A 14,609-nucleotide genomic window follows, 5' to 3' on the forward strand; every position below is an offset into this window, starting at 1 on the left:
GGCTCTTTTCGTTTGTCAAGGCATCTTTCCCGCCTTGACAAACGAAAAGAGCCACGAGACACTCGCGCCGATCGGGGTTCGACCGGAACCACCCCACACATACCCGTGGGTCAAAAACCCATGAACGGGCCGTTCAACAGAGCCAACAGCGGCCACGGACGCATCCGGTCGTCGGACGGGGTTAGGGTTGCGCGGTGTCCACGACCCGTGCTGAACGGCTTGTCAACCTGGTGCTGTGCCTGCTGTCGACCCGTCAGTTCCTGAGCGCCGAGCGCATCCGTGGCATCGTGCCCGGCTACTCGGACGCGCTCAGCGACGAGGCGTTCTACCGGATGTTCGAGCGCGACAAGACCGAGTTGCGGGATCTCGGGGTGCCGTTGGAGACCGGGCGGACGGGGTCGTTCGAGACGACTGACGGGTATCGGATCGCGCGGCGGGACTACGAGCTGGGGGACATCGACCTGGAGCCGGACGAGGCGGCCGCGGTGGCGTTGGCCGCGCGGCTCTGGGACTCGCCGCAGTTCACCGGGGCCGCGCACGGGGCGTTGATCAAGTTGCGGGCGGCCGGTGTGGACGTGGACCAGGACGTGCGGGCCGCGGTGGAGCCGAAGGTGCGGACCAGCGAGCCCGCGTTCCCGTCGTTGCTGGCGGCTGTTCAAGCAGGTCAGGTGGTGGAGTTCGACTACCGGCGGCTGCCCGCGACGGACGTGGCGACGCGGACGATCGAGCCGTGGGGCGTGGTGGCGCGGCGCGGGCGGTGGTACCTGGTCGGGCACGATCGCGACCGGAACGCCGCGCGGTGCTTCCGGCTGTCGCGGGTGGTCGGGCAGGTGCGGACCGTGGGCAAACCGGGTGTAGTTGAACGGCCCGCCGACGTCGACCTGCTGAGCTTCGTCGCGACGACGCAGAACGACCCGGCGCCCGCGTCGCCGACCCGGCTGTGGGTGGCGAAGGGCCGGGCGCAGGGGCTGCGGCGGCGCGCGAACGTGGTCGGGGAGCAGCTCGTGGACGGTGAGCTGGGCGACCTGGTGGAGATCGAGCTCCGGTTCCCGGACTCGGCGGCCAGGTGGATCGCCGGGTTCGGGCCGGACGTGCTGGTGATCGAGCCCGAGGTGCTGGCGAAGTCGGTGCGGGAACGGCTGCTGGGCGCGCTGCGCTCGCAGCGCGGTGCGGAGGTGGGGTCGTGAGCGCGTCGTCCGAACGGGTGCCGCGCCTGCTGGCGCTGGTGCCGTACCTGCTGGCCAGGCCGGGGATCCCGCTGCGGGAGGTCGCCGAGGACTTCGAAGTGCCGGAGAAGCAGCTCCGCAAGGACCTCGAACTGCTGTGGATGTGCGGGCTGCCGGGGTACGGGCCGGGCGACCTGATCGACCTGTCGTTCGAGGGCGACACGGTCACCGTCGGCTTCGACGCGGGCATGAGCCGTCCCCTGCGGCTGACCGCGGCCGAGGCGACATCGCTGCTGGTGGCGCTGCGCGCGCTGAGCGACACGCCGGGCATGCTGGACGCCGAGGCGGTCCAGCGGGCCGTGGCGAAGATCGAGGCCGCCGTGGGGCAGGCCCAGCCCGCCGGTGTCACGGTCGGGCTCGCGATCCGCGAAGCGCCGGAGACCGCGCAGGTCAGGGACTCGCTCCAGGACGGCGTGCGCCGGGAACGGGCGTTGCGGCTGCGGTACTACACGCCGTCGCGCGACGAGATCACCGACCGGGTCGTCGACCCGCTGCGGATGCTGCTCGTGGAGGGCTACAGCTACCTGGAGGCCTGGTGCCGCCAGGCCGACGGCGTGCGGCTGTTCCGGCTCGACCGGATCGACGAGGTCGAGGTGCTGGAGGAGCGCGCGGCCCCGCCGCCGCACGCGCGGCTGACCGACACCTCGGAGGGGTTGTTCCAGCCGGACCCGTCGCAGCGCATCGCCGTGCTCGTGGTCGAGCCGGACGCCCGGTGGGTCAGCGAGTACTACCCGGTCGAGGACGTGATCGAACTCGGCCGCGGCCGGGCGCGGGTGATGATGCGCTACACCGACCTGTCGTGGATGGCCAGGCTGACCCTGGGTCTCGGCGGCGACGTGCGGGTCGAGCACCCCGCCGAGCTGGCGGACGAGGTCGTCCGCCAGGCCACCGAGGCGCTGCGCAGGGTAGAGCACCTGCCGGCCACCTGAGACCAGTACGGTGGGGGAGTGCCGTACTTGCCGAGCCTGGTGCTCGTGGTCGTAGGAGTGGTCGCGCTGGTCGCGGTCGTGATCCGGGTGGTCGGTTCTCTTCGTCACTTCACGAAGGCCAGCTCGCTGGTGGGTGACAATGTTGGCGACGGTGTGGGGTTGCTGAAGGCGCGGTCGGCCGCGCTGGGGGTGGCCTTCGCCGAACGGCGCAAGGATCAGCCCCGCGTACGATCGACGGACCGGGGGAGACAGGAGGACCACCGTGCCTAACCTCGGAGTTCCAGAGTTGATCATCATCGCTGTGGTGATCATCCTGCTGTTCGGCGCGAAGAAGCTGCCCGACATGGCGCGCTCGCTCGGCAGGTCGGCGAAGATCCTCAAGGCGGAGACCAAGGGTCTGCGCGAGGACGACGACCAGAACCAGCAGCCGCCCGCGCAGCAGCAGTACGCGCCGCAGCCGCCGGTCCAGCAGGCGCCGCAGCAGTTGCCGCCCGCGCAGCCGCCCGTGGTCGCGCAGCCGCCCGTGGCCCAGCCGCAGCCGGTCGCGCAGCAGCAGCCGGTTGACCAGAAGAACACCAACAACTGAGCTGAAGGACGGACCAGACGGTGGGCGCAAGTCCCGTCCGGTGGCTGGTGCAGCTCCGGGACCGCAGGAACAAGACCAGTCGTCGGGGCAATCCCGACGGCACCATGTCCCTCAAGGACCACCTGTACGACCTGCGGAGCAGGTTGGCGTGGGCGATGCTGTTCATCGCGGTCGGCGCCATCTTCGGCTTCCTCTGGTGGAGCTGGCGGATCTTCGGCCTGCCCAGCCTCGGCGACTTCGTGATCAGCCCGTACTGCGGCATCCCGCTGGAGGCCCGGCTGCACCAGGGCGACAACTCGTGCCAGCTCTTGCAGACCGAGCCGTTCGAAGCCTTCATGATCCAGTTGAAGGTGGGCGCCGCGGCCGGGATGGCGTTGACCGCGCCGCTGTGGCTCCACCAGGTCTGGAAGTTCATCGCGCCGGGCCTGTACTCGAAGGAGCGCAAGTTCGCGCTGACCTTCGTGTTCGTCGCGTCCCTGCTGTTCATCCTGGGCGCGGTGCTGGCGTTCTACGTCGTGCCGCAGGGCCTGAGCGTGCTCGTCGGCTTCGGTGACAACAAGTTCCTGACCGCGCTGTCGGGTGGCGCGTACATCAACTTCGTGCTGGCCCTGCTGCTCATCTTCGGCGTCAGCTTCGAGCTGCCGCTGGTCGTCGTGATGCTCAACCAGGTCGGCATGGTGAGCTACGAGAAGCTGAGCAAGTGGCGTCGGGGCATCATCTTCGCGCTGTTCATCTTCGCCGCCATCGCCACTCCGGGCACCGACCCCATCTCGATGGTCGCACTGGCCGTGGCGTTGACGCTGCTGTTCGAACTGGCCATCCAGATAGCCCGCGTGCACGACCGGCGGGCCGCCAAGAGGCTCGCCGCCGAAGGCCTGGCCGACCTGGACGACAACGAGGCGGCGCCGTTCGACTACACGCCCACCTCGATCGAGGAGGAGCAGCCGCAACCGGTGCCGCCCGCGAAGGCGGAGTCCAAACGCGTGGACTACGACGACGCGACCTGACGACGGGCCCCGCCACTCCGGCGGGGCCCGCTCTTATTCCGGGATATACGGACGAATTCCTTGGCCGCACCGCCCGGAACGGTATGCTCCCCCCCCGATCATCTCGACCGACCGGATGGGATCACGCACCATGACGCACGCGGCCCTCCTGGTGTGCCCCACGTCGGGCAAGGGCAAGGCCGCGCGGATGGCGGGAACGGTCGCCGCGAGCCTGCGCGACGCCGTGGACCGGCTCGACCTGCACGTCGGCTATAGCGCGGGCGACACGGCGCGGCTGGCCCGCAAGGCGGTCGCGGACGGCGTGGACGTGCTGGTGGTCCTCGGCGGTGACGGTGGCGCGCACCTCGGTGTCCAGGCGTGCGCCGAGAGCGGCACGGCGTTGGCCGTCGTGCCCGCGGGCACCGGGAACGACCTCGCCGCGGTGCTCGGCACGGCGACCGTGGCCGACGTGGTCACGGCCCTGCGGTCCGGGTCGCGCACGCCGTTCGACCTCGGACTGGTCTCGAACGGGACGTGGTTCGCGACGGTGCTGTGCGCCGGGTTCGACTCCGCGGTCAACGAGCGCGCGAACGCCATGCGCTGGCCCGCCGGTCCGAGGCGGTACGACCTGGCGATCCTCGCCGAACTGGCGGCCCTGCGGTCGTTGCCGCTGGTCGTGGAGACCGAGCACGGCGTGGAGGAGTTGGACGCCACGCTCGTCGCGGTCGGCAACACGCCCAACTACGGCGGCGGCATCCCGATCTGCCCCGACGCCGACCCGGCGGACGGCCTGTTCGACGTCACCGTCGTCACGGCGGTGAGCCGCACGGCACTGGTGCGGATGCTGCCGACGTTGCGGACCGGTGGTCACGTGGAGCACGTGGCCGTGCGGACCCTGCGCGCCAAGTCGGTGCGCCTCGCGGGTGACAACGGCTGGGTCGGCTACGCCGACGGCGAGCGCGTCGAGGAGTTGCCGCTGACCGCGGAGTGCCGTCCCGGCGCGTTGACGGTCGTCTCCGCCTAGCGCGGTGACCACGATCCTCCGGGTCCGGCCGACTGCCGGGCACCCTCGCTAGCCCTGGTTGCAACACTCGGCCGATTTCTTTCTCGTGAAAGGTCCGTTACGGTCTGTGTCTGGGAGCGTTCCCAGAACTCTGAGGAGTAACCGTGCCAAGGTTGTCGCGTGTGCTCGCCGTCCTGCTCGCCTGCGTGTCCGTCGGCGCCCTGGTGCTGATCGGCGGCCGAGCCGCCTCCGCGGCACCGGCCTGTCTGGTCACCTACCAGCCCAACCAGTGGTCGGGCGGGTTCACCGCCAACGTCGGCGTCACCAACAACGGCGCCCCGGTCACCGCGTGGACGGTGACCTGGACCTACACCGGCAGCCAGCAGATCACCTCGGGGTGGAACGCGGACGTCCGCCAGACCGGCAAGCAGGTCACGGCGAAGAACGTCGCCCACAACGGGACGCTCGCGACCGGCGGCAGCACGCAGTTCGGCTTCCAGGCCACGTTCTCGGGGACCAACGACACCCCGGTCGACTTCGCGCTCAACGGCGTCGCCTGCAACGGCCAGCCGCCGACCACGACGACGACCACCACCACGACCACCACGACCCCACCGCAGCCGGGCACCTGCCCGACGGGCGCGGTGTGCGACGACTTCGAGCGGCAGACCGGCACGTCGCCCAGCGGACTGTGGACCGTGGGCGCCGCCAACTGCACCGGCACGGGCACGGTCTCGGTGGACAACGCCGTCGCCCACGGCGGGTCGCGCTCGGTCCGGGTCGACGGCAAGGCGGGCTACTGCAACCACGCGTTCTTCGGCACCTCCGTCACGACGACCGGTGTCCTGCGCGTCCGGTACTTCCTCCGCCACACCACGCTCCTGCCCACGAGCCACGTGACGACGGCCGCGCTGAAGGACTCCGCGGACGGCGGTCGCGACCTGCGCTTCGGCGGCCAGAACCAGGCGCTCCAGTGGAACCGCGAGTCCGACGACGCCACGCTGCCCGCGCAGAGCCCGGCCGGGGTGGCGCAGAGCGTGCCGCTGCCGGTGAACCAGTGGACCTGCGTCGAGTTCGAGGTCGACCGGGCGGGCGGACTGCGCACGTGGCTCGACTCCCGCGAGATCGCCGGGCTGAAGGTCGACGGCGTGCCGACGCCGGACGTCGACCAGCAGTGGCTCGCGCGGTCGAACTGGCGGCCGAGCCCGGTCGACCTGCGGCTGGGCTGGGAGAGCTACGGCGAGGGCGCCGACACGCTGTGGTTCGACGACGTGGTGATCAGCGGGTCCCCGATCGGGTGCTGAGGACGGTCACTCGAACGGCTTAACATCATCGGGGTGCCCACGCCTCTGAACGTCGAGCAGGTCGAAGCCGAGTCCGCGTTCGCGGTGGTGTCCGGTGCGCCGGACGACGTCGCGAAATCCCTCGGCACCGCCACCCGCCGGATCGGCGGCGGTGTCGCGCTGTCGATGCGCGACGACCCGACGAACTTCTGGACCAAGGCGCTCGGGTTCACCGAGCCGCTGACCGAGGATGTCATCGCCGAGGTGTGCGACTTCTACCGGGAGCAGGGCGTGTCCCGCGCGGTGCTCCAGCTCGCCCCCTCGGTGCTGCCCGTCGAGTGGGACGAGATCCGCGCGAAGCAGGGCATCACCGCGGGGACGACGTGGGTCAAGCTCGCACATGGCGGAGGCCCGGTCCCGGCGGTGGACACCTCGCTGCGCGTCGACGCCGTCGACGCCGAGCACGCGGAGGAGTGGTCGGCGGTGCGGTTGACCGGGTTCGGCATGCCGCTGGACGGCTTCCGGGAGCTGTTCGTCGCGACCCTCGCCCACCCCGGCGTCACCGCTTACGGGGCGTGGGACGGCGACCGGCTCGTCGCGGGGGCCTCGCTGTTCACCCACTGCGGCGCGGCCGAGTTCGCGGGCGCCTCGACGCTGCCGGAGCACCGGGACAGGGGAGCGCAGTCGGCGCTGCTGGCCCGGCGGATCGCCGACGCGACCGCCGCGGGCCGCACCGTGCTGAGCGCCGAGGCCGTCAAGCCCGCGGAGGGCGAGCGGAACCCCTCCCTGGAGAACATGCGGCGGTTGGGCTTCGAGGTGCTGTACGACCGGGTCAACTGGGTCTGGACGCCCTGAGCCCCGCGACGAGGGTCGCGACCATCCGCCGCGCGTCGTAGCGGGAGTTCTTGCCCGACCCCGCGCACAGCCCGCCGATCCCGAGCATCAGTTCGTGGGCGTCCTGCCCGGCGCGGATCTCGCCCGACCCCGCCGCCGCTTCGAGCAGCCGGTCGCACACCGGCACGAGCCGGTCGAGGAAGTACGAGTGCAGGGGGTCGAAGCACGGGTCGTCGGACTGGAGCACGACGGCGAGCCCCTGCTTGGTCACCACGAAGTCGACGAACAGGTCGGCCCACCGCTCCAGCGCGGCGTACGGGCCCCGGCCGTCGGCCAGCAGCGCCGGTCCGGCCTCGGCGAGCGACTCGACCTGGTGCCGGTAGACGGCCACGATGAGGTCCGCCCGCGTGGGGAAGTGGCGGTAGATCGTCGCCGTGCCCACGCCGGCCTCCGCCGCGATGGCCCGGATCGGCGCCTCCACCCCCGCCTTCACGAAGACCGCCGCTGCCGCCGCGAGCAGGGTCTCCTCGTTGCGCCGCGCGTCCGCTCGCTTGGTCGTCACACCCGTCCTCCTTGCTAACCGGGACAGTGTCCCATATCGTTAAACGGGACAGTGTCCCGTTTATGGCTGGAGAGAACCTTGACGACATACGTGCTGGTACACGGCGCCTGGCACAGCGGGCAGGCCTGGGACCGGGTGGTCCCGCTGCTGGAATCGGCGGGCCACCGGGTGTTCGCGCCCTCGCTGACCGGCTACGGCGACCGGGCGCACCTGCTCGGCCCGGAGGTGGGGCTCGACACCCACGTCGACGACGTCGTCGGGCTGATCACCGGCGAGGACCTCACCGACGTGGTGCTGGTGGGCCACAGCTACGCCGGGCTGGTCATCTCGTCCACGGCCAACAGGATCCCGGAGCGGATCGGGCGCCTGGTCTACCTCGACGCGATGGTCCCGGAGGACGGTGAGACCGCGGTCGACGTGATGCCCATCAGCCAGGTCCTGATCGACCTGGCGCTGAAGTCCGAGAGCGGGTGGCGGGTACCGCCGATGCCCGAAACGCCCGCAGGCCTGTTCGGGGTGACCGACCCGGACGACGTCGCCTGGCTGCGCTCGATGCTCTCCGACCAGCCGGTGCTCTGCCTCCAGCAGCCCGCTCACCTGGACAACCCGGCCGTGAAGGCGGTCCCGCGCACGCACGTCCACTGCACGGTGGGCATTCCCGAGGGCCTGGAACGCCGCCCCGCTCCCGCGAACGCCGAGGTGTACGAACTGGCCACCGGTCACGACTGCATGGTCACCATGCCGGGCGAGCTGAGCGAACTGCTGCTGAAGATGGCCTGAGGTAGGGAGAGGTCCCCCGGAGACGACGCTGTCTCCGGGGGTGATCCGCCGGTGAGGGAAGGATCAGTCGCCTTCGGCGGCTTTCCGAAGGCTTCGCCTTCGGGAGACAACGCTGTCTCCGGGGGCGTTTAGATGCCCGATCAAGCGATCAAGCGATCAAGCGATCGGACGGTCGGTGGGCTCGATCGGGCGGGGCAGCAGGTCTCGGCCGGTGAGGTACGCGTCGACGCCCGCGGCGGCCGAGCGGCCCTCCGCGATGGCCCACACGATCAGCGACTGGCCGCGGCCCATGTCGCCCGCGACGAACACGCCGTCGACGGTCGTGGCGAACGAGCGGTCGCGGACGACGTTGCCCCGCGGGTCCAGCTCGACGCCCAGCTCCTCGATCAGCCCGGCCTTCTCCGGTCCGAGGAAGCCCATCGCCAGCGTCACGAGCTGGGCCGGGATGACCCGTTCGGTGCCCTCGACGGGCACGAACTTCCCGGCCTCGAACGCGACCTCCACGAGCTTCAGCGACTGGACAGCGCCGTCCTCGTCACCCTGGAACTCCACTGTGGACACCGCGTAGACCCGCTCGCCGCCCTCCTGGTGGGCGGAGGACACCCGGTAGATCATCGAGTACGTCGGCCACGGGTTGTTCGCGGCCCGCGTCTCCGGCGGCCTCGGCATGATCTCCAGTTGGGTCACGGACGCCGCGCCCTGCCGGTGGGCGGTGCCGACGCAGTCCGCGCCGGTGTCACCGCCGCCGATGACGACGACGTGCTTGCCCTCGGCGTGGATCGGCGACCGCTCCAGGTCGCCGCGCGCCACCTTGTTCGCGGGCGGCAGGTACTCCATCGCCTGGTGCACGCCCGTGAGCGAGCGGCCGGGGATCGGCAGGTCGCGCCACGCCGTGGCACCGCCCGCCAGCACGACGGCGTCGTACGAGGCGCGCAGTTCCTCGACGGTGACGTCGACACCGACGTTGACCGACACCCGGAACTCGGTGCCCTCGGCCCGCATCTGGTCGAGGCGCCGGTCGAGCCGCCACTTCTCCATCTTGAACTCGGGGATGCCGTACCGCAGCAGCCCGCCGATCGCGTCGGCGCGCTCCAGCACCACGACGTCGTGGCCCGCGCGGGTGAGCTGCTGCGCGGCGGCCAGCCCCGCGGGCCCGGAGCCCACCACGGCGACCTTCTTGCCGGTGCGGACCTCCGGGACCTGCGGGGTGACCCACCCCTCGTCCCACGCCCGGTCGATGATCGAGATCTCGACGCGCTTGATGGTCACCGGATCGTCGTTGATGCCGAGGACGCAGGCGGTCTCGCAGGGGGCGGGGCAGAGCGTCCCGGTGAACTCCGGGAAGTTGTTCGTGGCGTGCAGGCGTTCACTGGCGTCGCGCCAGTCCTGCCGCCACACCAGCGTGTTCCACTCGGGGATCAGGTTGCCCAGCGGGCAGCCCTGGTGGCAGAACGGGATGCCGCAGTCCATGCAGCGCCCGGCCTGCTTCTCCAGCCGCTGCCCCTCGAACTCGTCGTAGACCTCGCGCCAGTCCTTCAGGCGCAGGAACACCGGCCGGGTGGTCGGCACCTCGCGCTCGGTGGTGAGAAAACCCCTCGGGTCAGCCATGAGCGGCCTCCATGATCGCCTCGTTGACGTCGCGGCCGTCGCGCTCGGCCTGAGCCTGCGCCGCCAACACCCTCTTGAAGTCCTTCGGCATCACCTTCGTGAACCGCTCGGCGGCCACGTCCCAGTCCGCCAGCAAACCGTGCGCCACGGCGGAGTCCGTCTCCGCGTGGTGGCGCTCGACCACGTCGCGCAGGAACGCGCGCTCGTCGTCGGTGAGCGGGTCGAGGTCGACCATCTCCGGGTTGACCCGCTGCGGCAGCAGGTCCAGCACGTAGGCGATGCCGCCGGACATGCCCGCCGCGAAGTTGCGGCCGGTCTGCCCGAGCACCACGACCCGACCGCCGGTCATGTACTCGCAGCCGTGGTCGCCGACGCCCTCGACGACGGCCAGCGCGCCGGAGTTGCGGACGCAGAAGCGCTCGCCGACCCGACCGCGCAGGAAGATCTCGCCGCCGGTCGCGCCGTAGCCGATCACGTTGCCCGCGATGATGTTCTGCTCCGCGACGAACTGCGCGTCCGCCACCGGCCGGATGGTGATCCGGCCACCGGACAGGCCCTTGGCGACGTAGTCGTTGCCGTCGCCGACCAGCCGCAGCGTGATGCCCTTCGGCAGGAACGCGCCGAACGACTGGCCCGCGGTGCCGGTGAAGGTGATGTCGATCGTGTCGTCCGGCAGGCCCTCACCGCCCCAGCGCCTGGTCAGCTCCGAGCCGAGCATGGTGCCGACCGTGCGGTTGACGTTGCGCACGGGCAGTTCCAGCCGCACCCGGTCACCGGAGGACAGCGCGCCCTCGGCGAGCTGGATCAGGGTGTTGTCGAGAGCCTTCTCCAGACCGTGCTCCTGCTTGGTGGTCTGGCTCCGCGACGCGCGCGGCGGCAGTTCCGGCACGTGGAAGATCGGCGACAGGTCGAGACCGGCGGCCTTCCAGTGGTCGATCGCCTTGCGCTTGTCCAGCACCTCGGCGTGCCCGACGGCCTCCACCAGCGAGCGGAAACCGAGCTGCGCCAGCAGTTCCCTGACCTCCTGCGCGATGAACTCGAAGAAGTTCACCACGTGCTCGGCCTGGCCGGTGAACTTGGCGCGCAGCGCCGGGTTCTGCGTCGCGACGCCGACCGGACAGGTGTCCAGGTGGCAGACGCGCATCATGACGCAGCCCGACACGACGAGCGGCGCGGTCGCGAAGCCGAACTCCTCCGCGCCGAGCAGCGCGGCGATGACGACGTCGCGGCCGGTCTTGAGCTGGCCGTCGGTCTGCACCACGATCCGGTCGCGCAACCTGTTGGCCAGCAACGTCTGCTGCGTCTCGGCCAGCCCCAGCTCCCACGGCCCGCCCGCGTGCTTGAGGGAGGACAGGGGGGAGGCGCCGGTGCCGCCGTCGTGCCCGGAGATGAGCACCACGTCGGCGTGCGCCTTGGACACGCCCGCCGCGACCGTGCCGACACCGACCTCGGACACCAGCTTCACGTGCACGCGGGCGGCCGGGTTGGCGTTCTTCAGGTCGTGGATGAGCTGGGCCAGGTCTTCGATGGAGTAGATGTCGTGGTGCGGCGGCGGGGAGATGAGCCCGACGCCCGGCGTGGAGTGCCGGGTCTTCGCGATCCACGGGTACACCTTGGTGCCGGGTAGCTGCCCGCCCTCGCCGGGCTTAGCCCCCTGCGCCATCTTGATCTGGATGTCGTCCGCGTTCACCAGGTACTCGCTGGTGACGCCGAACCGGCCGGACGCCACCTGCTTGATCGCCGACCGGCGCAGGTCGCCGTTGGCGTCGCGGGTGTAGCGGTCGTTGTCCTCGCCGCCCTCACCGGTGTTGGACTTCGCGCCCAGCCGGTTCATCGCGATGGCCAGGACCTCGTGCATCTCCTTGGAGATCGAGCCGTAGGAGATGGCGCCGGTGGCGAACCGCTTGACGATCTCGGAGACCGGTTCGACCTCCTCGACCGGCACCGGCGGACGCAGCCCGTCCTTGAACGCGAACAGCCCGCGCAGCGTCAGCAGCCGCTCGGACTGCTCGTCGACCGCGCGCGTGTACTCCTTGAAGACGTCGTAGCGCCCGGACCTCGTCGAGTGCTGGAGCTTGAAGATGGTGGTGGGGTTGAACAGGTGCGCCTCGCCCTCGCGGCGCCACTGGTACTCCCCGCCGACCTCCAGCTCGCGGTGGCTCGCGTGCACCCCGTCCGCCGGGAACGCCTTGCGGTGCCGCTTCGCCACCTCCTCGGCCAGCACGGCGAAGTCGACGCCGCCGAGCCGGGACGTGGTGCCGGTGAAGCAGTCCTCGATGACGGCCGAGCCGATGCCGATCGCCTCGAAGATCTGCGCGCCGGTGTAGGACGCGACCGTGGAGACGCCCATCTTCGACATCGTCTTGCGGACGCCCTTGCCCAGCGCCTTGATCAGGTTGCGGGCGGCCTGGTGCGGGTCGACCTCGCCGAGCAGGCCGCGCCTCGCCAGGTCCTCCACGGTGCTCATCGCCAGGTACGGGTTCACGGCGGCGGCGCCGTACCCGACCAGCAGGGCCACGTGGTGCACCTCGCGGGCGTCGCCGGACTCCACGATGAGCCCGACCTGCGTGCGGGTCTTCTCGCGCACCAGGTGGTGGTGCACCGCGCCGGTCAGCAGCAGCGACGGGATCGGCGCCTTCGTCGCGGTCACGCCGCGGTCGGACAGCACGATCAGCCGCGCGCCGTCCTCGATGGCCTCCGACACCTCGGAGCGGATCTGGTCCAGCCTGGCCACCAGCGCCGCGCCGCCGCCGCGCACGTCGTACGTGCCGCGGACGGTGACGGCCTGGAACTCCGGGAACTCGCCGTCGTCGTTTACGTGCGTGATCTTGGCCAGCTCGTCGTTGTCCAGCACCGGGAACGACAGCGTGATGCGCCTGCACGAGTCCGCGTCGGACACCAGCAGGTTCGGCTCGGAGCCGACCGCGGTCTGCAACGAGGTGATCAGCTCTTCGCGGATCGAGTCCAGGGGCGGGTTCGTCACCTGGGCGAAGAGCTGGGTGAAGTAGTCGAACAACTGCCGGGGCCGGTTCGACAGCGGCGCGAACGGGGCGTCGTTGCCCATCGAGCCGATCGGCTCGGCGCCGGAGGCCGCCATCGGCCGCAGGAGGACGTTCAGCTCCTCCTCGGTGTACCCGAAGGCCTGCTGCCGCACCACGAGCGACGCGTGCGACGGCACCTCGCGCTCGCGCGCGGGCAGGTCGTCCAGCGCCACGAGGCCCTGGGCGGTCCAGTCGCCGTACGGGTGCGCGGCGGCCAGCTCGCCCTTGATCTCGTCGTCGTCGATGATCCGGCCCGCCGCGGTGTCCACCAGGAACATGCGGCCCGGCTCCAACCGTCCCTTCCGGACGATGGTCGCGGGGTCGAACTCCAGCACACCGGCCTCACTGCCGAGCACCACGAGCCCGTCCTCGGTGACCCAGTAGCGGGCCGGGCGCAGGCCGTTGCGGTCCAGCACCGCGCCGATGACCGTGCCGTCGGTGAACGACACCAGCGCGGGCCCGTCCCACGGCTCCATGAGCGTGGAGTGGAACTCGTAGAACGCGCGCCGCGCGGGATCCATCTCGGTGTGGTTCTCCCACGCCTCCGGGATCATCATCAGCACCGCGTGCGGCAGCGACCGGCCGCCGAGGTGCAGCATCTCCAGCACCTCGTCGAACGAGGCGGAGTCGCTGGCGCCGCGGGTGATCACCGGGAAGATCCGGGACAGGTCGCCGTCGATGACGTCGGAGGCGAGCATCGACTCGCGGGCGTCCATCCAGTTCCGGTTGCCGCGCAGCGTGTTGATCTCGCCGTTGTGCGCCACGTACCGGTACGGGTGCGCGAGCGGCCACGACGGGAACGTGTTGGTGGAGAACCGGGAGTGCACCAGGCCGATGGAGCTGGTGACCCGCTCGTCGACCAGGTCCGGGAAGAACCTCTCCACCTGCGGTTCGGTCAGCATGCCCTTGTAGACGATCGTCCGCGAGGACAGCGACGGGAAGTACACGTCCGCCGCGTGCTCGGCGCGCTTGCGCACGACGAACGCCAACCGCTCCAACGCCAGCCCCTCGACGGCCGGGTTGCGCGGTGCGACGAACACCTGGGCGAAGTGCGGCATCGTCGTGGCCGCCGTCGGCCCGACGTGCTCGGTGTCGACCGGGAGGTCGCGCCAGCCGAGCACGTCGGCGTCCTCCTCGGCGGCTATCGCGGCGACGGCCGCGACGACCTCGGCGCGCTCACCGGCGTCGGTGGGCAGGAACGCCGTCCCCACGGCGTACCCACCGGCCTCCGGCAGCGCGAAGTCGACGACCTCGCGGTAGAAGTCGTGCGGGACCTGGATCAGGATCCCCGCGCCGTCACCGGTCTCGGGCTCCGCGCCCCGAGCACCCCGGTGCTCCAGGTTGCGGAGCGCGATGAGCGCCTTGGACACGATGTCGTGGTTGCGGCGTCCGGCCAGGTCGGCGACGAACGCGACTCCGCACGCGTCGTGCTCGAACTGCGGGTCGTACAGACCGGGTGTCGAGCTCGGTTGCTGCTTGTGGTGGGTCACAGCCTGCGGCCCTCCCATGACTAGTAGCTGACAGGGGCTCACGTCGTTCGGGCACACGTCGGTGGCCGGCGCCCTGCACGACGAGGTGTCGAGGGCACGGCCTGCTCGGGTACGGCGAAACGTCGGTTTGCTACCGGTGGAGATGACCGCACGCCGTTGTGCGGGAGGCACTGCGTTGTGCTCGCGCACTTCGGCCGGATGGCGGATCGTGGTGCGCCGTGGTGCTGCGCCGGGGGTGACCCGGTCTTGTGACGATAGTGTGAATTCGCCGTTATGGCTCT

Annotated in this window: 12 protein-coding genes; 9 read left to right on the forward strand and 3 right to left on the reverse strand. The window is 70.8% G+C overall.

Annotation, left to right across the window (positions count from 1 at the left end; translation table 11 throughout):
• Positions 1–194 precede the first annotated feature (194 nt).
• The 8 genes from NZH93_RS09845 (at position 195) to NZH93_RS09880 (ending at position 6,868) form a co-directional block, all read left to right on the forward strand.
• Positions 195–1,187, forward strand: a complete 993-nt coding sequence (locus NZH93_RS09845; protein WP_259622673.1) for a helix-turn-helix transcriptional regulator — start codon at positions 195–197, stop codon at positions 1,185–1,187.
• Positions 1,184–2,155, forward strand: a complete 972-nt coding sequence (locus NZH93_RS09850) for a helix-turn-helix transcriptional regulator (RefSeq protein WP_259622674.1) — start codon at positions 1,184–1,186, stop codon at positions 2,153–2,155. Before NZH93_RS09845 ends, NZH93_RS09850 begins: the two co-directional genes overlap by 4 nt.
• Positions 2,156–2,173: 18 nt before the next feature.
• Entirely contained in the window at positions 2,174–2,425 is a 252-nt protein-coding gene (locus NZH93_RS09855) for a bacteriophage holin (protein ID WP_259622675.1), read from the forward strand.
• Positions 2,418–2,741, forward strand: coding sequence for a Sec-independent protein translocase subunit TatA (tatA, locus tag NZH93_RS09860; RefSeq protein WP_259622676.1), 324 nt, complete (start codon positions 2,418–2,420; stop codon positions 2,739–2,741). The genes NZH93_RS09855 and tatA overlap by 8 nt, the downstream gene beginning before the upstream one ends.
• 104 nt (positions 2,742–2,845) lie before the next feature.
• Positions 2,846–3,748 (forward strand): twin-arginine translocase subunit TatC, encoded by a 903-nt coding sequence (tatC, locus tag NZH93_RS09865; RefSeq protein ID WP_259623131.1) that lies wholly within the window; start codon positions 2,846–2,848, stop codon positions 3,746–3,748.
• A 130-nt stretch (positions 3,749–3,878) separates the two neighbouring features.
• Positions 3,879–4,751 carry a diacylglycerol/lipid kinase family protein gene (locus NZH93_RS09870; protein ID WP_259622677.1) on the forward strand — a complete coding sequence of 291 codons (873 nt, stop codon included), beginning with the start codon at positions 3,879–3,881 and terminating at the stop codon, positions 4,749–4,751.
• A 143-nt stretch (positions 4,752–4,894) separates the two neighbouring features.
• Entirely contained in the window at positions 4,895–6,034 is a 1,140-nt protein-coding gene (locus NZH93_RS09875) for a cellulose-binding domain-containing protein (RefSeq protein WP_259622678.1), read from the forward strand.
• Positions 6,035–6,067: 33 nt separating this feature from the next.
• Positions 6,068–6,868 (forward strand): GNAT family N-acetyltransferase, encoded by an 801-nt coding sequence (locus NZH93_RS09880; RefSeq protein ID WP_259622679.1) that lies wholly within the window; start codon positions 6,068–6,070, stop codon positions 6,866–6,868.
• Here NZH93_RS09880 and NZH93_RS09885 read toward each other — a convergent pair.
• Complete coding sequence (locus NZH93_RS09885) at positions 6,846–7,409, reverse strand: TetR/AcrR family transcriptional regulator (protein WP_259622680.1); 564 nt, start codon at positions 7,407–7,409, stop codon at positions 6,846–6,848. The two genes, NZH93_RS09880 and NZH93_RS09885, sit on opposite strands and share 23 nt — an antisense overlap.
• Positions 7,410–7,487: 78 nt before the next feature.
• Between NZH93_RS09885 and NZH93_RS09890 the strand changes: the two genes are divergently transcribed.
• Positions 7,488–8,189, forward strand: coding sequence for an alpha/beta fold hydrolase (locus NZH93_RS09890; RefSeq protein WP_259622681.1), 702 nt, complete (start codon positions 7,488–7,490; stop codon positions 8,187–8,189).
• 156 nt (positions 8,190–8,345) lie between these two features.
• On the opposite strand, the gene NZH93_RS09895 is transcribed toward NZH93_RS09890, so the two are convergent.
• Positions 8,346–9,797: a glutamate synthase subunit beta gene (locus NZH93_RS09895; RefSeq protein WP_259622682.1), complete on the reverse strand. Its 1,452-nt coding sequence runs from the start codon at positions 9,795–9,797 to the stop codon at positions 8,346–8,348.
• A complete protein-coding gene (gene gltB, locus NZH93_RS09900; RefSeq protein ID WP_259622683.1) occupies positions 9,790–14,328 on the reverse strand; it encodes a glutamate synthase large subunit in 4,539 nt (1,512 codons plus the stop codon). Before gltB ends, NZH93_RS09895 begins: the two co-directional genes overlap by 8 nt.
• Positions 14,329–14,609 lie beyond the last annotated feature (281 nt).

The organism is Umezawaea endophytica (genome assembly GCF_025061645.1).
Classification (GTDB): Bacteria; Actinomycetota; Actinomycetes; order Mycobacteriales; family Pseudonocardiaceae; genus Umezawaea; species Umezawaea endophytica.